The organism is Thioclava sp. L04-15 (genome assembly GCF_002020275.1).
GTDB lineage: Bacteria > Pseudomonadota > Alphaproteobacteria > Rhodobacterales > Rhodobacteraceae > Thioclava > Thioclava marina.
On sequence record NZ_MPZW01000007.1, the window covers coordinates 102,257 to 124,216 of the forward strand.

17 protein-coding genes are annotated in these 21,960 nt (G+C 64.7%); 9 read left to right on the forward strand and 8 right to left on the reverse strand.

The features are described from left to right. The first annotated feature begins 13 nt into the window (after window positions 1–13). Window positions 14–919, forward strand: a complete 906-nt coding sequence (locus BMI90_RS14900) for a branched-chain amino acid ABC transporter permease (protein WP_078530287.1) — start codon at window positions 14–16, stop codon at window positions 917–919. Between the two features lie 12 nt (window positions 920–931). Continuing rightward, complete coding sequence (locus BMI90_RS14905; RefSeq protein WP_146671309.1) at window positions 932–1,915, forward strand: branched-chain amino acid ABC transporter permease; 984 nt, start codon at window positions 932–934, stop codon at window positions 1,913–1,915. A gap of 119 nt (window positions 1,916–2,034) precedes the next feature. Here BMI90_RS14905 and BMI90_RS14910 read toward each other — a convergent pair whose 3' ends face one another. The 5 genes from BMI90_RS14910 to BMI90_RS14930 all read right to left on the reverse strand — a co-directional run bounded on the left by BMI90_RS14910 (window position 2,035) and on the right by BMI90_RS14930 (window position 8,298). Beyond that, a complete protein-coding gene (locus BMI90_RS14910) occupies window positions 2,035–4,728 on the reverse strand; it encodes a DUF2339 domain-containing protein (RefSeq protein ID WP_168172801.1) in 2,694 nt (897 codons plus the stop codon). Window positions 4,729–4,922: 194 nt separating this feature from the next. Next, window positions 4,923–5,684, reverse strand: coding sequence for an enoyl-CoA hydratase/isomerase family protein (locus BMI90_RS14915; RefSeq protein WP_078530289.1), 762 nt, complete (start codon window positions 5,682–5,684; stop codon window positions 4,923–4,925). Further along, entirely contained in the window at window positions 5,681–6,985 is a 1,305-nt protein-coding gene (locus tag BMI90_RS14920; RefSeq protein WP_078530290.1) for an AMP-binding protein, read from the reverse strand. The genes BMI90_RS14915 and BMI90_RS14920 overlap by 4 nt, the downstream gene beginning before the upstream one ends. Next, complete coding sequence (locus tag BMI90_RS14925) at window positions 6,982–7,656, reverse strand: TetR/AcrR family transcriptional regulator (RefSeq protein ID WP_078530291.1); 675 nt, start codon at window positions 7,654–7,656, stop codon at window positions 6,982–6,984. Before BMI90_RS14925 ends, BMI90_RS14920 begins: the two co-directional genes overlap by 4 nt. An 81-nt stretch (window positions 7,657–7,737) precedes the next feature. Beyond that, the gene (locus BMI90_RS14930; RefSeq protein WP_078530292.1) at window positions 7,738–8,298 is read right to left on the reverse strand and encodes a PAS and helix-turn-helix domain-containing protein; all 561 of its coding nucleotides are present in this window, start codon (window positions 8,296–8,298) and stop codon (window positions 7,738–7,740) included. A 92-nt stretch (window positions 8,299–8,390) separates the two neighbouring features. Between BMI90_RS14930 and BMI90_RS14935 the strand changes: the two genes are divergently transcribed. Genes BMI90_RS14935 through BMI90_RS14945 form a run of 3 tightly spaced genes read left to right on the forward strand, consistent with a single transcriptional unit; the run spans window position 8,391 to window position 11,862 of the window. Then, window positions 8,391–9,557 carry an acetyl-CoA acetyltransferase gene (locus BMI90_RS14935; protein ID WP_078530293.1) on the forward strand — a complete coding sequence of 389 codons (1,167 nt, stop codon included), beginning with the start codon at window positions 8,391–8,393 and terminating at the stop codon, window positions 9,555–9,557. Further along, the gene (locus tag BMI90_RS14940; RefSeq protein WP_078530294.1) at window positions 9,554–11,062 is read left to right on the forward strand and encodes an AMP-binding protein; all 1,509 of its coding nucleotides are present in this window, start codon (window positions 9,554–9,556) and stop codon (window positions 11,060–11,062) included. Before BMI90_RS14935 ends, BMI90_RS14940 begins: the two co-directional genes overlap by 4 nt. Continuing rightward, window positions 11,059–11,862, forward strand: a complete 804-nt coding sequence (locus tag BMI90_RS14945; protein WP_078530295.1) for a 3-hydroxybutyrate dehydrogenase — start codon at window positions 11,059–11,061, stop codon at window positions 11,860–11,862. Before BMI90_RS14940 ends, BMI90_RS14945 begins: the two co-directional genes overlap by 4 nt. Window positions 11,863–11,892: 30 nt before the next feature. Here the strand turns inward: BMI90_RS14945 and BMI90_RS14950 are convergent, their stop codons facing one another. Next, on the reverse strand, window positions 11,893–13,506 hold the full coding sequence (locus BMI90_RS14950; RefSeq protein ID WP_078530296.1) for a hypothetical protein: 1,614 nt from the start codon (window positions 13,504–13,506) through the stop codon (window positions 11,893–11,895). 75 nt (window positions 13,507–13,581) lie between these two features. Continuing rightward, window positions 13,582–15,144 (reverse strand): alkaline phosphatase PhoX, encoded by a 1,563-nt coding sequence (locus BMI90_RS14955; protein ID WP_078530297.1) that lies wholly within the window; start codon window positions 15,142–15,144, stop codon window positions 13,582–13,584. Window positions 15,145–15,647: 503 nt separating this feature from the next. On the opposite strand from BMI90_RS14955, the gene pstS reads away from it, so the two are divergent. The 4 genes from pstS (at window position 15,648) to pstB (ending at window position 19,400) form a co-directional block, all read left to right on the forward strand. Continuing rightward, window positions 15,648–16,700, forward strand: a complete 1,053-nt coding sequence (pstS, locus tag BMI90_RS14960; RefSeq protein WP_078530359.1) for a phosphate ABC transporter substrate-binding protein PstS — start codon at window positions 15,648–15,650, stop codon at window positions 16,698–16,700. Between the two features lie 76 nt (window positions 16,701–16,776). Beyond that, complete coding sequence (gene pstC / locus BMI90_RS14965) at window positions 16,777–17,745, forward strand: phosphate ABC transporter permease subunit PstC (protein ID WP_078530298.1); 969 nt, start codon at window positions 16,777–16,779, stop codon at window positions 17,743–17,745. A 3-nt stretch (window positions 17,746–17,748) separates the two neighbouring features. Then, window positions 17,749–18,591 carry a phosphate ABC transporter permease PstA gene (gene pstA / locus BMI90_RS14970; protein ID WP_078530299.1) on the forward strand — a complete coding sequence of 281 codons (843 nt, stop codon included), beginning with the start codon at window positions 17,749–17,751 and terminating at the stop codon, window positions 18,589–18,591. Further along, on the forward strand, window positions 18,591–19,400 hold the full coding sequence (gene pstB / locus BMI90_RS14975) for a phosphate ABC transporter ATP-binding protein PstB (RefSeq protein WP_078530300.1): 810 nt from the start codon (window positions 18,591–18,593) through the stop codon (window positions 19,398–19,400). The genes pstA and pstB overlap by 1 nt, the downstream gene beginning before the upstream one ends. Window positions 19,401–19,439: 39 nt before the next feature. On the opposite strand, the gene BMI90_RS14980 is transcribed toward pstB, so the two are convergent. Beyond that, the gene (locus BMI90_RS14980) at window positions 19,440–21,734 is read right to left on the reverse strand and encodes an arginine/lysine/ornithine decarboxylase (RefSeq protein WP_078530301.1); all 2,295 of its coding nucleotides are present in this window, start codon (window positions 21,732–21,734) and stop codon (window positions 19,440–19,442) included. Between the last annotated feature and the right edge of the window lie 226 nt (window positions 21,735–21,960).

Sequence of the window (21,960 nt, forward strand, 5' to 3'; positions counted from 1 at the left end):
GAGGAAAAACCCGATGGATCCCATGATCCGACTGATCCTCGCCCAGGGTATGCTGGGCCTCAATAACGGCGTGTTCTACGCGATGCTCAGCCTTGGGCTCGCGGTGATCTTCGGCCTGCTGAACGTGGTGAATTTCGCGCATGGCGCGCTTTACATGCTGGGCGCGTTCCTGGCGCTCATCCTCTATTCGAACCTCGGGCCGTGGCTCGGTATCGACGCGCTTCATATCGGCTTCTGGCCCGCGCTGGTGCTCGCGCCGCTGATGGTCGCTGCTTTCGGCATGCTGATCGAGCGCTTCCTGCTGCGCCGTCTCTACAAGCTCGACCCGATCTATTCGCTGCTGCTGACCTTCGGGATCACGCTGGTGCTGCAAGGCGTGTTCATCAACTTCTTCAACGCCTCGGGCACGCCCTATCCGGGGATGCCCGACAGCCTGAAAGGCGTCGTCAATCTCGGCTTCATGATGTTCCCGAAATACCGGCTCTTCGTGATCGTCTTCTCGATCATCGTCTGCTTCGGAACCTGGTTCATCATCGAGCGCACCCATATCGGCGCGCGCCTGCGGGCGGGCACCGAGAACCCCGAGCTGGTGAAGGCCTTCGGGATCAACGTGCCGCTGATGGTGATGCTGACCTTCGGTTTCGGCACAGGGCTTGCGGGGCTCGCGGGTGTTCTCGCCGCGCCGATCTATTCGGTGAGCCCGCTGATGGGCGCGAACCTGATCATCGTGATCTTCGCGGTGGTGGTGATCGGCGGCATGGGCTCGATCCTGGGCGCGGTCGTCACCGGCTTCTCTCTGGGGCTGATCGAGGGGATCACCAAGGTCTTCTACGCGCCCGCCTCGAACACGGTGATCTTCCTCTTGATGGTCATCGTTCTGCTGGTGCGCCCGCAAGGGCTGTTCGGAAAACACGGGTAAGGGAGGCGCATCATGACGGATATCGCTGAATTCGAAGCCGAAACTGCCCCCGAGACCGTGAAGCGCGGCCGGGTCGTGCAAGGGCTCGCCTGGGCGGTGCTGCTTGCCGCGGTACTGATCGCCCCGGCGTTCCTCTACCCGGTCTTCGCGATGCAGCTGCTGTGCTTCGCGCTCTTCGCGGCAGCCTTCAACCTGCTGATCGGCTTCACCGGGCTCTTGTCCTTTGGCCATGCCGCCTTCTTCGGCGGCGCGGCCTATATCGCGGGCCATGTGATCAAGATCTGGGGCTTTCCGCCGATCCTGGGCATCCTGGCGGGGACGCTATTCGCTGCCGCATTGGGCTGGCTGGTCGGGATGCTCGCGATCCGCCGGCAGGGGATCTATTTCGCGATGATCACGCTGGCGCTGGCGCAGATCGTCTATTTCTTCGCGTTGCAGATGCCCTTCACCGGCGGCGAGGACGGGTTGCAGGGCATCCCGCGCGGTCACCTGCTTGGCGTGATCGATCTGAGCCAGCCGCTCAACATGTATTACTTCGTGGCGGCCGTCTTCCTGATCGGCTTCGCGGTGATCTACCGGGTGGTGCATTCGCCCTTCGGGCAGGTCTTGCAGGCGATCCGCGAGAACGAGCCTCGCGCGCTGTCGCTGGGCTATAACGTGGATCGGTTCAAGCTGCTGGCCTTCGTGCTCTCGGCCGGGCTTGCGGGGCTTGCGGGCTCGACCAAGGCGCTGGTGTTCCAGTTCGCCTCGCTGACGGATGCGCATTGGCAGATGTCGGGCGAGGTGATCCTGATGACCCTGCTCGGCGGCATGGGGACGATCTTCGGCCCCGTGGTGGGCGCGGTGATCGTGGTGGCACTACAGCATATGCTCAGCGGCATAGGATCGTGGGTGCAGGTCGTCATCGGTGGCACCTTCATCGCCTGCGTGCTGCTGTTCCGCCGCGGGATCGTGGGCGAGATTGCCCGGATGCTGAAGGTGGGTGGCTGGCTCTGAGCCCACCCCCGCCATTGAAACCGCGAACGGCGGGGGCGAGGCAATCGCTCCCGCCGTTTCGGTTTCCGGCCCGGCGTCATGTCCGAGTGAGAGCGATGAAAGCTTCGGCGAAACCGCTCTCAGCCCTTGCGCCAACGCGCGTCTATCTTGCGGTTGATCCAGGCCAGCCCCGCCAGCGCGAGGCCGAGCCCGACGAAGGAGGCCACGCGCGTCAGGCCCGAAAGCCCGCTCATGTCGAGAAGGAAGACCTTGACGATGGTCAGGGCAACGCCGCCCATGGCCAGTCGTCGCAACGGTTCGGAGCGACGTATGACCGCGATGGCGAGAACGCTCAGTGAGACCAGAAGCATCGCCAGAGTGTAGCTGTAGAGTTCGCCGTCGGAGGGGCCGGATGCGGACAGGTCGGGGCCACGCCACAGCCTGCGGATCTCGAAAAATCCCCAGATCAGCGCTATCGCGGCCGCACCCGGAACGAGGGCGCGTTGTAGCAGCCGAGCGAGCCGTTCTTGCCGCCGCCCCATCGCCCAGGCGCCAAGCGCGAGCGTCAGCGCAAGCGGCAGGAAGGCCAGCGCGAGCCCGTCGAAGACCGGCGGCCCGTTGACCTCGATGCCCGTCGCGAAATTGGCCATCCAGCTTGTCGTGCCGATCTCGATGGCCGCAAGGCCCGCGGCGGTGACGCCGGAAATCGCGGCAAAGACCGCCCGGATCACGCGCGCCGCGCGTGTCGAGGAGGGAAGCCGCCAGACTTGGGCAAGAGCGACGGCCGCCCACGAGGCCGCACAAAGCCCGGGCAGCCAGAAATTATGCCCGTCAAGATCGACATAGCGGGTAATGGCAAGCGTCAGGGTCATCGCCAGAGTGGTCAGGAAGGCGGACTCGGCCACCGCAATCAGGACGGGACGGTCCTTGCGGGCGATCCGTCGCGTCGCCTCGAACCCTGCCATCGCACCAAGATAGGAGAGCGCGAACTCTGCCCAGCTTGCATCCTCGATCGCGTAGAAGAAACCGGGATCGATCAACAGCCGATAGCCGATCACAGCCGCGCCGAGCTGCGCGACCCAACTCAAAACGCGCAGGTCGAAGCGCCGGTCGATCAGGCTTGCAAGCACCATCAGCAGCGCCAATGCGAGGGTCAGCGCGGCTTTGGTCAGCAGCAGGAAGAAAGCCAGCGCGATCATCAGGATCGCGGCTGCCGCGAGAAGCCCCAGATCGCGTGGCCGCGAGGCGCCGGCCCGTGCGCCGCGTCGTTGCGCAAGCAGCACCATCATCGCCGCCCCCGCCATCGCCGCGAGCGCCCAGGGGTAATTTCCGATCACCGCGCGCGGGTTCCAGAGGAACTCGATCACCAGCGCGCTCGCGGGCATCATCGCCGAGGCTGCCAGCGCCCAGGGCAGGGCGCGAGCCGAGGCATCGACTTCGGGGCGCGTGGCGATCAGGTTGAGCCGCCAGGTCGCCGTCGCCGCCATCAGCGCAGCCGCCCCCATCAGCCACCAGAGCGTTGCAGGCATCGGCGTTTCGGGAGCCGCATCAACCAAGGCGCGGAAGGTCCGGTAGATCTCGCCCTGCTGACGGGGTTGCACGGCAAGCGCTGCAAGGAAGGCGATGCCGGGCAGGGCGATCGTCAGATCCAGCGTCGGGGCGCGATAAAGCCAGAATGTGATCGCAAGGAAGATCGCGGTAAGCGCGCCCATCCCGAGGGCGAACTCGGTCGGGTTGGAGCCGGGATCGAGCGCAATGACGCTCGCCCCGAGGCTCGCGATCACGATGCCCGCCGCGCCGAGCAGGGTCGGGAAGCCCGGGCGTTGATCCTTGCGCCAGCGGTGAAGTGGCACGCCATCGAAGGCGGGAACAAGGTGGCGTTCGGGCAAAACGAGCGCGCCAAGCCCGAGCGCGAAAGCCGCCCCGAGCAGACCGGGCGCGGAGCCCACGTCAAGATGCACGAACGAAAGCCCCGTACAGGCGAGCACGAGTGCGAGCGCCGAGACCCAGGCCCAATGGCGAAAGCTGTCGATCGCGAGCCCGGCAAGCCCGATGATCGCGAAATAGGCGTAGAAGGGCGTGGCGTCGGTGTCGCTTGCGCTCACGAGGAAGGGCGCGCCGGTCGCGCCCAGCAGCCCGACCGCAGGCAGGACCGCGCCGTAAAGCCAACCCATCAGCACAGCGCCCGCGGCAACCAGCGCCACGCCCCCGATCGCGGCGCCGGGGCCGATCAGACCATAAAGCGCATTCGCGGCTAGAATCCCGATGAACAGCACGACCACGCCCGCCCCGCCAAAGATCGAGGGGAGGTGCTTCGTGCTGGGCGTCGAGACATCGCCGAATTTGCGCCGCAGCCATTCGCCGCCGCCGATCAGCGCGAGCCCGAGGATCAGCGCGCCGATCACCCGCAAAGGGGGCGTCAGCAACCCGCGCTCGACGCCGTATTGCACCATGAAAAGACCGCCGAAGATCAGCGACAGCGCCGCCACGGCCAGTGTCCAGTTCGTGCGCAGCCAGTTCCCCAGACGCGCGAAATTCTCTGTGCGCAGGACATAGGCCTTCGACGGCTCCCGGGTCTCGGGCATGATCGGAGGAGGCGAAACCCCGGAAGTCTGCCAGGGGCCTTCAGTCGCTTCGGGGCGGGGCGGAACCGGGGGCGGGGTTGCGGACTGCCGATCGGAAGTCTCGGGTGTCGACGTCGCTTCGGGCTCTCCCAACTTCGCTTCGAGCTGTGCGATACGCTCTTTCAGGCTTCGGATGGTGAACAGTGCGTAAGGCAGGCCGATGAGGATCAGCAGTCCGTAGATCGCTCCGATCAGGCCGAGAAGAAACATAGTGTTCTCCGTTGGATAGGCGGCAAAGTTCACCCGAGTTGGCAAAGCTTCGCGCGGGATCGCCCCGAAATCAAGCATTGGTGAGTGGGCGCGTGCGCGGACAAGGGCGGGATCGGGAGCCGTGGCGAGGTTCCGTTTCGCGCCGCAGCTTTAAGTGTTCATATTAAATATATGAATTATAACGAAATACGTGGTCAGAAGGACTTGAGCCTTTGCGTGGTTTCCGGATCGAGGAATCCGGTCACGGTCGCGTCGGTCTCAAGCTGAAGGGCTCGATGCAGGTCCGGCATCGCGACCGCGTTGAGCACGCGCTTCATTGCGCGCAGCGCCAGGGGCGGCAAGGCGGACAGACGTGCGGCGACCTCGGTGGCGTGCTCTATCAGTTCCTCATCCTCGACCACCTTCCAGGCCACGCCGATCCGCGCCAGCTCTTCGGCACTGTAACGCTCTCCGAAGATCAGCATCTCACGCGCCTTGTTCAGCCCGACCAGCGCGGGCAGCAGTGCCGTGACGCCGCCGGTGACAAAGAGATTGAGCGAAACCTCGGGGAAGAACCCCGTCGCGCTGCGCGCCCAGATCGGGAAGTCGCAATTGATCGCCCATTCGAAGCCACCTCCCACGGCCCAGCCATTGATCGCGCCGACCACGGGTTTCGCACCGAGCGTGATCGCATGGGTCGCGCGCTGGATCGCCTCCACCAGATTGCGGGCGTCTTCCTCGCTCTCGGGATGGGTGTGGGCCTTTCGGTCGTCGCCCGCGCAGAAGGCCTTGCCCGCGCCGGTGAAAATGATCGCGCGCGTCGCGCGATCGGCATTGGCATCCTCAAACGCCTTTGCGACATCGTCGATCAGCGCGCGGTTCATCGCGTTGAGCCGCTCGGGGCGGTTGAGCGTAATGGTGCGAACGCCGTGGTCGCCGAGCGTGCTGAGCACGGTTTCATAGCTGAAATCGGTCATCGGTAGCTCCGGATCACGCGTTTCGTCTTGCCCTCGGTGCGCGGGAAACCGTGCGCGGGGCAGAGGGTGACGGTGGCGCTTGCGCCAAGGCGCGTCTTGATCGCCTGCTCTACCTTGTAGCGTAGCGCTTCTGAGACGGGCACGCCTTCGGCAAGCTCGGCCTGAACGGGCAGGGTGTCATGGGGCGGGGGCGCATCGAGTGTGATGCGATAGTCGCCCGAAAGCTCCGCGATCTCGTTGAGAACGGCCGCCACCATCGAGGGGAACATGTTGAGCCCGCGCACCACCACCATGTCGTCCGAGCGTCCGACCACCGAGAACCGAAAGCCTGTGCCGCCGCAAGCGCAGGGCTCGGTCGCGCCGATCTCGATGATGTCGCCGGTGCGAAAGCGCACAAGCGGCTGGCAATCGCGTGCCAGGTGGGTCAGCACCAATTCACCTCGCGCGCCGGGTTCCAGCGGTAAGGGCGTGCCGCTCTCAGGCTCGATCAGCTCGGGGTGGAGAACATCGGCGGCCATGAAATGCAGCCGCGTGTCCTGCGCGCATTCGGCGGCGAAATTCGAGAACACGTCCGAGACGCCGTAATTGGCGTTGCGCGGCTCCATCCCCCAGGTCTCGCGCAGCCGGGCGCGGAAGGCGGGGTCGTCGAGCCCGGGTTCGCCTCCGAAAAGCCCGAGCTTCAGCCCAAGATCGCGCGGCTTCAGCCCGGGGAAACGCTCGGCGAGGACCCGTTCGAGCACCGCCGGATAGGAGGGTGTGCAGGAGATCGCGGTGATGCCGACCTCGCGGATCGTGCGGATCAGCAGATCGGTCGCGCCCACGCCGAAGGGCACGACCAGCGCGCCGGTCGCCTCCAGCGTCATGTGATCGGTCAGCCCGCCCATCCACATCTGGTAATTAAGGCAATGCACCACCGTATGATCGGGACCAAGCCCCGCCGAGGCATGGCAGCGCCCGCCAACCGCCTGCGTCACCTGCGCGTCGCGGGCCGAGAGCGCGAGGTTCATCGCCTGACCGGTCGTACCCGAGGTGCGATGCAGCCGGTTCGCGAGGCTGCGCGGAGCTGCGAGATAATCCCCGAAAGGCGGATGGGCGGCCTGTGAGAGGCGCAGCTGGGTTTTGTCCGAAAGCGGGAGCTCGGGCAGATCGCGCAGGTCACGCGGCGGCTCGCGCCCGTCCCAGAGGGTTTGATAGAAGGGCGAATGGGCCGCGACATGGGTGCGCTGCGTCTCCCAGGCCTGCACGATATGTGGCGCGAGATCGGCCATCGACAGGCGCTCGGCCCCCTTGATCGTGCTCATGGCCACATCCCCCGCTCCCAGATCAGTGACAAGGTTTCGAGCGTCGCCTCGCGGTCTCTCGAGAGCGCGATCAGCGTGGGGTCGCGCGACAAAAGAAGGCTCGAGAGATACTGATCGACCATCCCCCCGAGCGCATAGGCGCGCCGCATCAGCTCGTCATGTGGGATCGTCTCGGTCCGCCCATCTTGCCGCATCCGGCGCTCGACGGCGGCCACGACGGTTTCGATCCACTCCCGGTTCAGGCGCTGGAAGGCCGCGCTTGCCTCGGGAAAGGCGTCGATGTGATGCACGAGGCAGCGCATGAGCCCGCGGTTCTGCTCGAACAGATCGAAATAGGCGCGCGTGGCGGCGCGGGGGGCGGCCTCGGGCTGAGCCGCGCTCGCCGCGCGCATCGCCGTTTGCACAAAGAGGGCGAAATCGCTCAGCAGCGTGTCGAGCAACACCGCGCGGTCGGGGAAGTAGAGATAGAATGTCCCGTTCGACACGCTCGCCTTCTCGCAGATCGCCGAGATGGTGAGATCCTGCGGTCCGCTGCCATCGAGCACCGCACAGGCCGCGATCTGGATCTGCGCGCGGGTCCGTTCGCCCTTGGGGCGGCCCGCGCTGATCGTCGCGAGATGGGTGGGGTAGGAGAGGATCGGGAGATCCTTCGGGGCGGGGCGAGGATGCATCTCTGACGATTCCTGAAACTGACGTCAGTTTCATAAAATGAGAGATGCCCAAGCGTCAAGCGTGGACGAAGAGGGCGGCGTTCAGACCGGCAGTCCGGTCAGCCGCGCCACGAGTTCGGTTGCGTTGCGCGCGCCGAGCTTGGCCTGCAGCCGCGCGCGATGGGCCTCGGCGGTGCGCGGCGAAAGGTTCAGAAGCCGGGCGATCTCCTTGTTCGTCCGCCCCTCGGCGAGAAACGCCGCGACCTGCCGCTCGCGCACCGTCAGATCCACCACGGGGCGCGATTCCGAGATGTCAGCGAAGCTCCAGATCGCGCGGGTGAACGGATCGTCGGGGGTGAGCGACTGGCCCCGGACCCGGCACCAGAACAACCCGCCGTCGCGGCGCTGCATGATCCGCTCATCGGCATAGCGCCCGGTGTCGAGCATCTTCTGCCGACCAATCTCGCCGATACGCTGGAACTCCTCGGCCGAAGGGTAGAGCGCGGCCAGCGAACGCCCCGCCAGCTCCTCGGCCCCATAGCCGAAGGTCTCGCAAAACCGCGCGTTGCATCGCTCGATCACCCGGTCGCAGGTGAGTGCGAGGCCCACGGGCGCGTGCTCGAAGGCCAGCGCGGCTGCCTCTGCCTCCTCTTGCTTGCCCATCCCTGCAATGCCTCCCCGATTGCGTAATTCTACGAATAGAGCGGGTGCGCGGCAGTTGCTAGTCTGCGGCGAAATCGCGGGAGGAGGATGAGATGGACGCGAAAATCGTGGGCTGGGGGCATACGCAATTCGGACGGCTCGAGGGGCAGACGCTTGAGGATCTGATCCTCGCGGCGGGCGGGCAGGCGCTCGATCATGCGGGGATCGACCCGGGCGAGATCGACGGCATCTGGCTGGGCCATTTCAACTCGGGGCTGGTGCCCGACGGTTTTCCCAGCTCCCTCGCGCTGGGGCTTGACGAGCGGCTGCGCTTCACCCCGGCCACGCGGGTCGAGAATGCCTGTGCGTCGGGTTCTGCCGCGATCTATGCCGCGCGCGACGCAATCCGCTCGGGCCGGGTGAAGGCCGCGCTGGTGATCGGAGCGGAGAAGATGACCGCGAAGGACACCGCAGGCGTGACCGAAGCTCTGGCCGGGGCGTCCTACCAGGCTGAAGAGGCAGGCGTTTCCTTCCCGCAGATCTTCGCGCGCTTTGCCCAGGCCTATTTCCAGGCGCATGGGGATCGCTCTGCCGCGCTTGCCCGGATTGCGGCGAAGAACCACCACAACGCGCTGGCCAATCCGCTTGCGCAGATGCGCAAGGAGGTGGGGTTCGAGTTCTGCAATACCGTGAGCGAGCGCAACCCGATGATCGCCGCGCCGCTGCGGATGACCGATTGCTCGCTGATCTCGGACGGGGCGGCGGCGCTGGTCATGGTGGCCGAGGATCGCGCGGGCGATTTCGCCAATCGGATCGGGTTCCGCGCCGCCCAGCAGGTCAATGACTACCTGCCGATGTTGCGCCGGGATCTTCTGGCCTTCGAGGGACCGGCAGAGGCCTTCGCGCGCGCCTATGCGGAGGCGGGCATCGGCGTGAAGGATCTCTCCTTCGCGGAGGTCCATGACTGTTTTACCATCGCGGAACTGCTTGTTTATGAGGCGATGGGGCTCGTGCCGCGCGGGTCTGGTGCCCGCGCGATCGACGAGGGACTGGTGACGCGCGAAGGGGCGCTGCCGGTGAACCTCTCGGGCGGGCTCAAGGCCAAGGGGCATCCGGTTGGCGCGACGGGTGTGTCGATGCATGTGCTGGCCGCGATGCAGCTCACCGGGCAGGCGGGCGAGATGCAACTGCCCGGCGCGGAGCTTGGCTGCGTGTTCAACATGGGCGGGTCGGGCGTCGCGAATTACTGCTCGATCCTCGAGGCGGAGCGCGCGGAATGAACCCGGCGGAGTGGCTCGTCCGCACCGCAATTCGTCGCCCCCGCGCGCCTGCGCTGATGCGTGGCGAGGAGGTTCTGGCCGATTACGCGCAGTTTGCCGACAGGGCCGCGCGGATCGGGGCGGGGCTTGGCGCGCGCGGGATCGCGCCCGGAGACCGGGTCGCGATCTTCATGAAGAACCGCACCGAATATCTCGAGGCGCTTTACGGCGCGTGGTTCGCGGGCGCGGTGGTGGTGCCGATCAATGGCAAGCTGCATCCGCGCGAGGCCGAGTGGATCATCGAGGCTTCGGGGGCGAAGCTGACCTTCGTCACCGCCGATCCCGGGGCCGAGCTGCACAGCGAGACGCTCGATATCGAAAGCCACGCCTATCGCGCACTGATGGAGCATGCGCCGATGGCCGCGCCCGTGCCGATCGAGGCCGATCAGACCGTCTGGCTGTTCTACACTTCCGGCACGACGGGACGGCCCAAGGGGGTGAAGATCACCTCGGCCAATCTTCAGGCGATGTGCCTTGGTTATTTCTCCGATGTGGATAGCGTCGAGGAGGAGGATGCGATCCTCTACGCAGCGCCGATGTCGCACGGGGCAGGGCTTTACAATTTCGTTCATGTGATGCGCGCGGCGCGTCATGTGGTGCCACTCTCGGGCGGGTTCGAGGCCGAGGAAATCCTGGATCTCGCACCGCGTCTCGGGAATGTCTCGATGTTCGCCGCGCCGACGATGATCCGCCGACTCGTCGATCGCGCCAAGGCGAGCGGGTCGACCGGAGAGGGGATCAAGACGATCGTCTATGGCGGCGGACCGATGTATTTGGCCGATATCGTCGAGGCGGTCGAGGTGATGGGGCCGCGTTTCGTGCAGATCTACGGCCAAGGCGAGAGCCCGATGACGATCACAGCGCTCTCGCGCGAGATCGTTGCCGATCGCAGCCATCCGCGCTGGCGCGAACGGCTCGCTTCGGTGGGGCTGGCCCATAGCCCGGTCAGCGTGCGGATCGCGGATGGCGACGGCAACCCGCTGCCACACGGGCAAACCGGCGAGATCCTCGTGCGTGGCGCTGCGGTGATGGCGGGCTATTGGGAGAACCCCGAAGCGACCGCGCGTGCGATCCGCGACGGCTGGCTGTGGACCGGCGACATGGGGGCGATGGATGCGGACGGGTTCGTCACGCTTCAGGACCGCTCGAAGGATGTGATCATCTCGGGCGGCACGAATATCTACCCGCGCGAAGTCGAAGAGGCGCTGTTGCTGCATCCCAGCGTGCACGAGGCGGCGGTGATCGGCACGCCCGACGTGGAATGGGGCGAGAGCGTTCTGGCCTTCGTCACCCCGGCCCCGGGGAGCGCGATCGACCCTGCTACGCTCGATCGCCACTGCTGCGAGAGCATCGCGCGTTTCAAGCGCCCCAAGGCTTACCGCGTCGTCGCGGCGCTGCCCAAGAACAATTACGGCAAGGTTCTCAAGACAGAGCTGCGCCGGATCATCGAGGAGGAGAGAAAATGACGCAGCTTCAGGGAAAGACCGCGCTGGTGACGGGATCGGTGCAGGGGATCGGGCTTGCGATCGCCGAGGCGCTGGCCGGGGCGGGGGCGCGGATCGCGCTGCACGGGCTGGCCGGTCCCGAACAGGTGTTCGAGGTTACGCAAAAGCTCAAGGCTGCGGGCGCGCCGGAGGTGAGGTTCTTCGATGCCGACATGGCCGACCCTGCGGCGATCGACGCGATGATGGATTCGGTGGCGGACTGGGGCGGGGCGGATATCCTCGTGAACAACGCGGGCATCCAGCGCACGGTGAGCCTGGCTGAGGCCGCGCCAGAGATCTGGGACGCGGTGATCGCGGTGAACCTGTCGGGCGCCTTTCACACGATGCGTCGCGCGCTGCCCGAGATGGCGGCGCAGGGCTATGGCCGGGTGATCAATATCGCCTCGGTGCACGGCCTTGTGGCCTCGGTCAACAAGGCGCCCTATGTGGCCTCGAAATTCGGTCTCGTCGGGATGAGCCGGGTCGCGGCTTTGGAATATGCGACCGCGGGCAGCAAGGCCTCTGGCGGGGTGACGGTCAATTGCATCTGCCCGGGTTGGACCGAAACCGAGATCCTCGCGCCCCAGATCGCCGAGCGGGCCTCTGCCCATGGCGGGGATCGCGCGGCGGGGGTGGCAGCGCTTCTGGCCGAGAAGCAGCCGACGCAACGAATGTCGGACCCGTCCGAGATCGGGGCGCTCGCGCTGTGGCTCTGCGCGCCGATCGCCCATAACGTGACCGGAACCTCGATCCCGGTCGATGGGGGCTGGACGACGCAGTAGGGCGGTGCCGGGGGGCAGGCGCCCCCCGGATCACTCTCCCCAGTTCAGCCGGATATCGTGGCGGTAGCGATACTGCGGCGGCAGCGTCGGCGCGGTGGCTTCGTCGATCTCGGCATGGACATTGGCAGGCGGCGTCACCGTCGCGTCGCGCCCGAAGAGGAAGCTCTGCTCGACCACGAGCACCCGATAGGCCTTGTTCAGCGCCAGCGCGCGCTCGCGCGAGGGGGTGATGAGATCATAGACCGTCTTGCCCGCCATCGCCTCGGTGTTGACGCGGCCATCGGGCGTGAACCAGCGCGCGATCATCTCGGTATTGGAGCGAAATTCATCCCCGCCGCCGCTGCGTTCGAGATATTGCGCGATCTCGCCCATGCTCTCGCCCAGATTGGGCACGTCGCGCTGGCTGTGCAGGTCGATATAGCCCCAGCCCTTCGCCCCGGTGATCTTGCGCGGGAAAGCCCAGGTCTGGTCGATATTGGCGCCCGTCGTAGTGTGGCAGCCGCGGCAGAAGAACAGCTCTTCATTGGTCTGGCGGCGCAGGCGGCCCGTCTCGTCCTCGATGAAGGCCAGAAGCGTCCAGCCCATGCCGTTATCCATCCCCTTGTCGCCAAGGTCGACATAGCGCGGCAGATTCTCGTCGAGCTTTTCCTGACGTTCATTGCCATAGCGCGAGGCGATCTGCGGGATCGAGAGGGCGCGGGTCTTCACCATGTAGCGCAGTTCCTTCATGCGCGGCGGTGTGGTGATCGCGTCATTCTCGCCAAGCCCCACATATCGCACGGAATGCAGGAATTCGGTGCCTTCGGGGTAGAGCATCCGCTGCACGGGCTCATCCGAGGCCGCCCCGAGATAATGCGCGCTGCGCTTGATCGTGGCCGTTTTCCCAAGCGTGCCGTCGCCATCGAGATCCACGCCGATCGCGGCTTCATCGACCTCGGGCAGGCTGATCGCGTCACGGTCCTGAAAGGCCATCTCCAGAAGTGCGAGATTGGCGAAGTAGAGATCACGGCTCTCGCGCCCGTCCGTGTCCGTGTAGAACGGCGCGGGCAGACGGATCAGAACGTCATCGGTCGAGCCGTTCGTGGGCCAGAAAGTCGAGGGCTGCGGCTTGTAATTGAACGCAACCCACCACGAGCCATCCCGCGAGAGGCCATCGGCGTCAAAGGCTCCGGCGCCATCGGCATAGCCATCAAGATCGGGGATCCACCCCTCGAAGCCTTCCGCGCGCAGGCGTCCGGCCAGATCGGAATAATTGTCCTGCCCGATCCAGTCGAGGATCGCCCCATCCGAGATCGCCGCAACCTTGGCCGAGCGGTCGATGAAGAGATTGGCGTAATGGTTGGTCATGCCCGCTTCCGAGAAAGCGTATTCCGCCTGCAAACCGCCGTCCTGCATGAAATTGGGGCGCTCCCGGTCGGTGTTCGACTGGTGGCAGACATAGCAGGGATTATAGCGCCCCTCGATCTCGGTGTAGCATTGCGGCGGGATCGGGGCCTCGGGATTGTAGCGCCGTCCGGCCTCGGCGAGATCCTCGGAGGCAGGCCGCAGCGCCATCAGCGCGGCGGTGTCGAGCTTCGAGAGCGGTTGCGCGGCGGCCGCGAGCGGGGAGAGGGCGAGAAGCGCGCTCGCCAGACGATACAGCATGACAGTCTCGGGCTTGGAAAATGATAACCGGGGGCAGGTCGTGCCCGCCCCCGGTCGGATGTTTTCGGACGAGGCTTACATCGCGCTGCGATCGGGGGTGTAGAGCCACATCGCGTTGTTCTCGTGATGGCCGGTATCCTCACCGATCAGCACCTGGCCCGAGGGCAGGACGACGATGTTGTCGGGGTTCGAGATCGCGTTCACGTCGCAGGCATTGGTTTCGGCGTTCTTGTCATACGCGCCACCCGCCACGGCCGGGATCATCGTCGCGACGTTATAGGCCGCGTCGAGCTTCATCTCGTAGACGACGCCGCACTTGTTCTCGGCGACCTGCACATCGCCCTTGTCATCGGCCATGCCCTTGGCGACTTCCGACATCGCCATGTACATGTAGGGGACCGAGCCGTCGGCCGCCGCGTCGAAGTTGATGTTCACGCCTTCCATCTTGCGGAATTCGGCGGTCGCACCCTTGGCCTTGGCGGCCTTGCGGCTTTCGAGGAAGGCCGCGCGGTCGTCTTTCGCTTCGCCCTTCGCCCAGGCCGCGACGTCTTCGTCGGAGATGTAGGAGCTCTTGCCTTCGGCGTAATCGGCCTGGGTGATACCGTCATAGTCCGCGATCCATGCGGCGATATCGGCTTCGGTGCCATGGGCCAGCTCGATCCATTCGACATCGAACCCGCTTTCGGCCGCGGCGGTGCCCGGAGCGGTCTTCTGGGTCATCTTCGCGGCGTAGAGCGTGCCGGCCGAAAGATCGCCCGCCTCATCGGCGACGAATTTGAAGAACACGACATTGGTGCCGTCATCGGAGAGATAGACAGTCTTGCGATCGGGCATCACCACCGAGTTCTCATGCGAGAAGCGACCCATCGCGAAACGCTTGACCGGGGTGGCCTGACCGGCCGGATCGGCGATCTCGACGATGAAGCCGTAGCGGTAGGGGTTCGGATACTGGCCCAGATACTGCTCGAGCCCGGCCACATCGCCGATCTCTTCGAAGTTCGGGTTGTTCCAGTCGGCGGTTTCGTCGAAATACAGCTCTTCCGAGCTGAGCGGGGTGTTCCAGGGCGAGAGGGTGCCGAAGCAGTTCACCCAGGTGCCGTGCACGGACGAGAAGTCGAGCATCATCGCGTCATTGGCGTCCGCGCTCCAGGTGCCGTCGGCCGCACGCGACAGCTTCACCCGCGACATGCCGCCGGGACGGTCCTCCCAGTTGGTGAAGAGATAGCCCGCATCCTCGCCGGTCGCGACGAAGGCGTTGAAGTCGGGATCGTTCGACTCGAGGATCTCGCCTTCCGCGTTGGTGATCTTGCCGATCTTGTCGAAGTCGCCTTCCTGCACCAGCACCTGGTATTTGCCCAGCGAGGTCTTCACGACTTTCTTGTCGTCGCCTTCGGAAACGTCCGACGCCTTGGCCTTGAAATCCGCATTCGAGACGACGCCGATCGTCGCTTTGGCAAATTCGTTGCCCATGTCGTCGGCGGGGTGCTGGACGTTGAAGAACAGGTCGCCCTTTTCGAGGAACATGCCGGTGATCTCGCCGCCCAGCGGCACGGTGACCACGCGGGTGAGGGTCTCGGCAAGGACCGGCGTGCTCAACGCGGTCGACAGGACGAGCGAGGAAAGAAGAGTGGATTTCATGATGCGGCTCCCAGAGTTAACGCTACGGGGGGCTTTAGGGGGCGATTGTATCGGATTCCTCACGAACAGATAACAGAACTGTGAAACCCAAGGGACGGGGAAACGCGCCTGCCAAACTGCGCGGTGATCCGCCTTTCACGAGGGGGAAATCGCCGGGCAAGCGGCTTTCGCGAGGCCCGACCCTGCGCCTGTGCATCACAAAACGACGAGATTTCCCGGCCTTTGGCAGAGTGATCTTGCGGATTTTCCGGCGGCCTCCCGGAAATGAGATCGGATGTGTTCTCTTCCGTGTTCCCTCAGGGATTTGAAATGGCAGGAAAATATCTTTCGCAATGGGTATCTGGGGGCGGCGCTCTGTGCGGTGAGTCTCGGCGCAGTATCACGCCCGTTCACCGCTGCGCGATTGTTACATGGCTGTCAGAAAGCGCGCCCAAACCGTCAGGCAACGAAACGGGGTGCTCTCGTTTCGGCGTGAAATGACAGACAACGAGGATCGTTATCCCATGTTCAAATCCCGTCTTTCCCTCACCGCCGTGATCGCCGGTGCTACGCTGGTCTCGGCTGTCGCGGCGCAGGCTGGCGACATCTCGGGCGCTGGCGCGACCTTCCCTTATCCGATCTATTCGGACTGGGCGAAAACCTACAAGGAAAAGACCGGCACCGGGCTCAACTATCAGGCCATCGGCTCGGGCGGCGGCATCAAGCAGATCGAGGCCCGCACCGTGACCTTCGGCGCCTCCGACAAGCCGCTGGGCGGCGATGAGCTGAAGGCCAATACGCTCGTGCAATTCCCGACCGTGATGGGCGGCATCGTCCCGGTCGTGAATGTCGACGGCATCAAGCCGGGTGAGCTGGTGCTTGATGGCGCGACGCTGGCCAAGATCTACGAAGGCAAGATCACCAAGTGGAACGATCCGGCCATGGCCAAGCTCAACGAAGGCGTGAAGCTGCCCGACGCGGCGATCGCGGTCGTCCACCGTTCGGACGGATCGGGCACCACCTTCAACTTCACCTACTATCTCGCTGCCGTCGATCAGGGCTGGAAGGACGATATCGGCGTCTCGACCGCGGTCGAATGGCCGGTGGGTCTGGGTGCGAAAGGCAACCAGGGCGTCGCCGCCAACGTCGATCAGACGAAGAACTCGATCGGCTATGTCGAATATGCCTACGCGCTGCAAAACCACATGACCTACACGGACATGATCAACAAGGACGGCAAGCGCGTGGCGCCCAAGGCCGACGCCTTCGCTGCGGCCGCCGCCAATGCCGACTGGTCGAGCCAGCCGGGCTTCGGTGTGATCCTCGCCAACCAGCCGGGCGAGGCGACCTGGCCGATGACGGCAGCGACCTTCATCCTGATGCATTCGGATGCCAAGGACGGCGCGGCGTCGGCTGACGCCCTGAAGTTCTTCGACTGGGCTTATGCGAATGGCGGCGCGGCTGCGGCCAAACTCGACTATATCCCGATGCCCGCCTCGGTCGTTTCGCAGATCAAGGCGGAATGGACGCAGATCAAGGGCAAGGACGGTGCCTCGGTCTGGGCGATGAACAACTGATCGCACGATCCCCCGCATGATCTCGGGAGGGCTGTTTCGGCGGCCCTCCCTTTGCCCGTTTTGAAGGGAGTGCAGAATGAGCGTCGTGACTGAGTTTGAGGCAGGTCCGCGCGCGGCCAACCCGGCGGCGCGATCCGATCGGGTCTTCGGCACGCTGACCTTTGCTGCCGCCGTGGTGGTGCTGTTGACCCTGCTGGGCGTGTTCGTCTCGCTGGCCATGGGTGCCTGGCCCGCCTTCCAGCATTTCGGAGCGAGCTTCCTTGTGACGGCGAAATGGAACCCGGTGACCGACAGGTTCGGCGCGCTGGCCCCGCTTTATGGCACGGTGGTCACCTCCGTGATCGCGATGCTGATCGCGGTGCCGGTGGGGCTCGGGATCGCGATTTTCCTGACCGAGACGTGCCCGCGCATCCTCCGCCGCCCGCTGGGGATCGCGATCGAGCTGCTCGCGGGTATCCCCTCGATCATCTACGGCATCTGGGGGCTCTTCGTCTTCGCGCCCTTCATGCAATCGGTGGTGCAGCCCGCGCTGATCGACACGCTGGGGCAGGTGCCGCTGATCGGCACGCTGTTTTCGGGCGCGCCCTACGGGATCGGGATGCTGACCGCCGGGCTCATCCTCGCGATAATGGTTCTGCCCTTCATCGCCTCGCTGGCGCGCGACATCTTCCTGACCGTGCCCGACATGCTGCGCGAGAGCGCCTATGGACTCGGCATGACCCGCTGGGAGGTCAACCGCCATATCGTCATCCCGCATGTGCGCACGGCGCTGGTGGGGGGCATCATGCTCTCGCTTGGGCGCGCCTTGGGTGAGACAATGGCCGTGACCTTCGTGATCGGCAACGCGCACCGGATTTCCGCCTCGATCCTGCAGCCGGGCACGACGATCTCGGCCGCGATCGCGAATGAGTTCACCGAGGCCACGACGCCGCTTTACACCGCCTCGCTGATCGCGCTGGGGTTGGTGCTGTTCATCCTCACCTTCATCGTCCTCGCCGTGGCGCAATACATGCTGCGCCGGATGAAAGCCAAGACGGGAGCCTGACCCATGTCCGCCAGAATGACCCGCCGCAAGGCTGTGAACACAGTGATGATGACGCTCTCGACCGGGGCCGCCGCGCTGGGATTGTTCGTGCTTGCCGTGATCCTGATCCACCTTGTCGCGAAGGGCGCAGGCGCGCTGAACCTCGCCGTGTTCACGCAGGATACGCCCGCGCCGATGGATGCGGGGGGCTTGCGCAACGCGATCCTCGGCTCGTTGATCATGTCCGCGATCGCGGTGGCGATCGGGACGCCGATCGGCATCCTTGCGGGCACCTATATGGCCGAATACGGGCGGTTCTCGAAGCTCACCAAACTGATCCGCTTCGTAAATGACATCCTACTGTCGGCGCCTTCGATCATCGTGGGCCTGTTTGTCTATCAGCTGCTCGTCGTCTCGCTGGGGCATTTCTCGGCGCTGGCAGGCGCGGTGGCGCTGGCGATCCTCGTGATTCCGATCGTGGTGCGCACCACCGAGGACATGCTGCTGCTGGTGCCCGATCAACTGCGCGAGGCAGGTCTTGCGTTGGGCGCGCCGCGCTGGGTGGTGATCCGCACCATCGCCTACAAGGCCGCCCGCGCGGGCATGGTGACGGGCGTGCTGCTCGCCATCGCGCGGATTTCCGGAGAGACCGCGCCGCTGCTGTTCACGGCGCTGTCGAACAACTTCTTTAGCCTGAACCTCACGCAGCCGATGGCCTCGCTGCCGATTACCATCTTCCAATTCGCGCTGTCGCCTTACGACAACTGGCAATCCCTCGCCTGGGCAGGCGCGCTTCTCATCACCGTCGCGGTGCTGGCGCTGTCGATCATCGCCCGCCTCGTCACCTCCCGAAAGGAGAAAGCCTGATGGATACACTCATTCGCGACCGCTCTCCGCTCACGTTCCACGACATCGACCCGGCACCTAAGCCGCGCATCTCGATCCGCAATCTCGAGTTCTTCTACGGCAAGACCCGGGCGCTGAAAGGCATCGACCTCGATCTGCCGGAAAACCGCGTGACCGCCTTCATCGGTCCTTCGGGCTGCGGGAAATCGACGCTGCTGCGGGTACTGAACCGGATGTATGACCTCTATCCGAACCAAACCGCGACGGGCGAGGTGCTGCTCGACGGAAAGAACATCCTTGCGAAGGGCACGGACCTGAACCGGCTGCGCGCCAAGGTCGGGATGGTGTTCCAGAAGCCCACGCCCTTCCCGATGACGATCCATGAGAACATCGCCTTCGGTCTGCGACTGATGGGCACCGCGAAATCCGAAATCGACGACCGGATCGAGGCGGCCTTGCGCGGCGCGGCGCTGTGGGAAGAGGTGAAGGACAAGCTGCAAGCCTCGGGTCAGTCGCTCTCGGGCGGCCAGCAGCAGCGCCTTTGCATCGCGCGCACGATCGCGGTGGAGCCCGAGGTGATCTTGCTGGACGAACCCGCCTCGGCGCTCGACCCGATCTCGACGGGCAAGATCGAGGAGACGATCCATCAACTGAAGGAACGCTTCACCATCGCCATCGTCACCCACAACATGCAGCAGGCGAGCCGCGTCAGCGACCGCACCGCCTTCATGTATCTGGGCGAGCTGATCGAGGCGGGCGAGACCGCGCAGATCTTCACCCGACCTCGCGAGGAGCGGACCTCGGATTACATCACAGGCCGGTTCGGCTGACAAAGGTCGGGCAGGGGGCGCAACGCGCGCCCCCGCGCCTCATTCGGCCACGCAATCGGCGAAATAGCAGGTCTCGCCATCCGGGCCGGTTTCGACCACGAGCCCGTGGATGTCTGTCTCGAAACCGGGGCATTCGCGGGCGAATTCCCGGTTGAACCGCAGGTAATCCACGATCTTCGCGTTGAACACTTCCCCCGGGATCAAGAGCGGGATCCCCGGCGGGTAAGGGGTGACGAGGCTCGTCGTGATGCGCCCTTCCAGCTCGTCGATCGGCACGCGCTGGGTCTTGCGCCGCGCGATATGCGAGAAGGCGTCGGAAGGCGTCATCGCGGGCAGGTGGTCGGAGAGATAGATCTCGGTCGAGAGCCGCGCCACGTCGTATTTCGCGTAAAGTGTGTGGACGTGCTGGCTGAGATCCTTCAGGCCCATGCGCTCATAGCGCGGATGCTTGGCGGAGAACTCCGGCATCACCCGCCAGAGCGGCTGGTTCTTGTCGTAATCGTCCTTGAACTGCTGGAGCGCGGCCAGAAGCGTGTTCCAGCGGCCCTTGGTGATCCCGATGGTGAACATGATGAAGAAGCTGTAAAGCCCGGTCTTCTCCACCACCACCCCATGCTCGGCGAGGTATTTTGACACGATCGAGGCGGGGATGCCGGTCTCGTCGAAACGCCCCTCGATATCGAGGCCGGGTGTTATGATCGTGGCCTTGATCGGGTCGAGCATGTTGAACCCCGGCGCCATGTCGCCAAAGCCGTGCCAGCTGTCCGAGCCGGTGCTTTCGACGCCCTCGGCATCGGTTTTCTTCAGCACCCAGTCGCGGGTCTCGGCCATGCCATCGCCGTCCGAGCGGAAATCGGTCGGTCCCCAGACCTGGAACCACCAGTCCTCGGGGCCGTATTCCTCTTCGACCTTCACCATGGCCCGGCGGAAATCCAGCGCCTCGACGATGCTTTCCTCCACGAGCGCGGTGCCGCCTGGAGGCTCCATCATCGCCGCCGCCACATCGCAGCTTGCGATGATCGAATATTGCGGGCTGGTCGAAGTGTGCATCAGGTAGCTCTCGTTGAAGAGATGCCGGTCGAGTTTGGCTTCCTGGCTATCCTGCACGAGCACATGGCTTGCCTGCGAAATCCCGGCGAGCAGCTTGTGCACCGATTGCGTCGCATAGGTGATCGACTTCTCCATGCGCCCGCGCTTGCGGCCCATCGCGTGATACTGGCCGTAGAACGGGTGGAAGGCGGCATGCGGCAGCCAAGCCTCGTCGAAATGCAGGTTGTCGATCCAGCCGTCGAGGAGCCCCTTGATCACCTCGGTATTGTAGAGCACGCCGTCATAGGTCGATTGCGTCAGCGTCATGATCCGCGGGCGCACCGTGTCGGCGTCGTAATCCTTCAGAAGCGGATTGGCGCGGATCTTCTCGCGGATCGAGTCCGGCTCGAATTCCGACCGTTGGATCGGGCCGATGATGCCCCATTGATTGCGTGTTGGCTTGAGGAAAACCGGGATCGCCCCGGTCATGATGATCGAGTGCAGGATCGACTTGTGACAGTTGCGGTCGACGACGACCACGTCGCCGGGCGCGACCGTGTGGTGCCAGACCATCTTGTTCGAGGTCGAGGTGCCATTGGTCACGAAGAAACAGTGATCGGAGTTGAAGATCCGCGCCGCGTTGCGCTCCGACGCGCCGATCGCGCCGTTATGGTCCAGAAGCTGGCCCAGCTCCTCGACAGCGTTGCACACATCCGCGCGCAGCATGTTCTCGCCGTAGAACTGGTGATACATCTGACCGATCGGCGATTTCAGGAAGGCCACGCCCCCCGAATGGCCGGGGCAATGCCACGAATAGGAACCATCCTCGGCATAATCGAGAAGCTGCTTGAAGAAGGGCGGCTGGATGCCTTCGAGATAGCTCTTGGCCTCGCGGATGATGTGCTTGGCGACAAACTCGGGCGTATCCTCGAACATGTGGATGAAGCCGTGCAACTCGCGCAGGATATCGTTGGGCAGGTGGCGCGAGGTTTTGGTCTCGCCATGAAGGAAGATCGGGACGTCGGCGTTTTTCCAGCGCACTTCCTCGATGAAGGTGCGCAGCTTCTCGACCGCCGGATCAAGCTCGGGGCCAGCCGAGAATTCCTCGTCGTCAATGGCCAGCACGAAAGCCGAGGCGCGGCTTTGCTGCTGGGCGAATTGCGAGAGATCTCCGTAGCTTGTGACGCCGAGAACCTCGAACCCCTCGGCCTCGATGGCCTGGGCGAGCGCGCGGATCCCGAGCCCCGAAGTGTTCTCGGAGCGGAAGTCTTCGTCGATGATGACAATGGGGAAGCGGAATTTCATCGGGCGTCCTTTCTCGAAAGCGTCCGGTTGCCTCGTACATCTCAGTCCGAAGCGGGCCACGTCAAGGCCCATGCCTTGAATTGAGAGGTTGCGCAAGGCGCTGTGACGATGCGCGGGCAGGGGTGGCGGTGCTTCGCCGCAACCGATGATCTCAGGGGGCATCGCGCCAGCCGTTTGCGCCGAACCGCATCCCTTTTCAGCGGGCGCATTTCCTTCGTCGATCGCT

Coding starts and splice junctions, on each gene's coding strand:
- BMI90_RS14900 (WP_078530287.1), top strand. CDS start 14: ATGGATCCCATGATCCGACTGATCCTCGCCCAGGGTATGCTGGGCCTC.
- BMI90_RS14905 (WP_146671309.1), top strand. CDS start 932: ATGACGGATATCGCTGAATTCGAAGCCGAAACTGCCCCCGAGACCGTG.
- BMI90_RS14910 (WP_168172801.1), bottom strand. CDS start 4,728: ATGTTTCTTCTCGGCCTGATCGGAGCGATCTACGGACTGCTGATCCTC.
- BMI90_RS14915 (WP_078530289.1), bottom strand. CDS start 5,684: ATGACCGATTTCAGCTATGAAACCGTGCTCAGCACGCTCGGCGACCAC.
- BMI90_RS14920 (WP_078530290.1), bottom strand. CDS start 6,985: ATGAGCACGATCAAGGGGGCCGAGCGCCTGTCGATGGCCGATCTCGCG.
- BMI90_RS14925 (WP_078530291.1), bottom strand. CDS start 7,656: ATGCATCCTCGCCCCGCCCCGAAGGATCTCCCGATCCTCTCCTACCCC.
- BMI90_RS14930 (WP_078530292.1), bottom strand. CDS start 8,298: ATGGGCAAGCAAGAGGAGGCAGAGGCAGCCGCGCTGGCCTTCGAGCAC.
- BMI90_RS14935 (WP_078530293.1), top strand. CDS start 8,391: ATGGACGCGAAAATCGTGGGCTGGGGGCATACGCAATTCGGACGGCTC.
- BMI90_RS14940 (WP_078530294.1), top strand. CDS start 9,554: ATGAACCCGGCGGAGTGGCTCGTCCGCACCGCAATTCGTCGCCCCCGC.
- BMI90_RS14945 (WP_078530295.1), top strand. CDS start 11,059: ATGACGCAGCTTCAGGGAAAGACCGCGCTGGTGACGGGATCGGTGCAG.
- BMI90_RS14950 (WP_078530296.1), bottom strand. CDS start 13,506: ATGCTGTATCGTCTGGCGAGCGCGCTTCTCGCCCTCTCCCCGCTCGCG.
- BMI90_RS14955 (WP_078530297.1), bottom strand. CDS start 15,144: ATGAAATCCACTCTTCTTTCCTCGCTCGTCCTGTCGACCGCGTTGAGC.
- pstS (WP_078530359.1), top strand. CDS start 15,648: ATGTTCAAATCCCGTCTTTCCCTCACCGCCGTGATCGCCGGTGCTACG.
- pstC (WP_078530298.1), top strand. CDS start 16,777: ATGAGCGTCGTGACTGAGTTTGAGGCAGGTCCGCGCGCGGCCAACCCG.
- pstA (WP_078530299.1), top strand. CDS start 17,749: ATGTCCGCCAGAATGACCCGCCGCAAGGCTGTGAACACAGTGATGATG.
- pstB (WP_078530300.1), top strand. CDS start 18,591: ATGGATACACTCATTCGCGACCGCTCTCCGCTCACGTTCCACGACATC.
- BMI90_RS14980 (WP_078530301.1), bottom strand. CDS start 21,734: ATGAAATTCCGCTTCCCCATTGTCATCATCGACGAAGACTTCCGCTCC.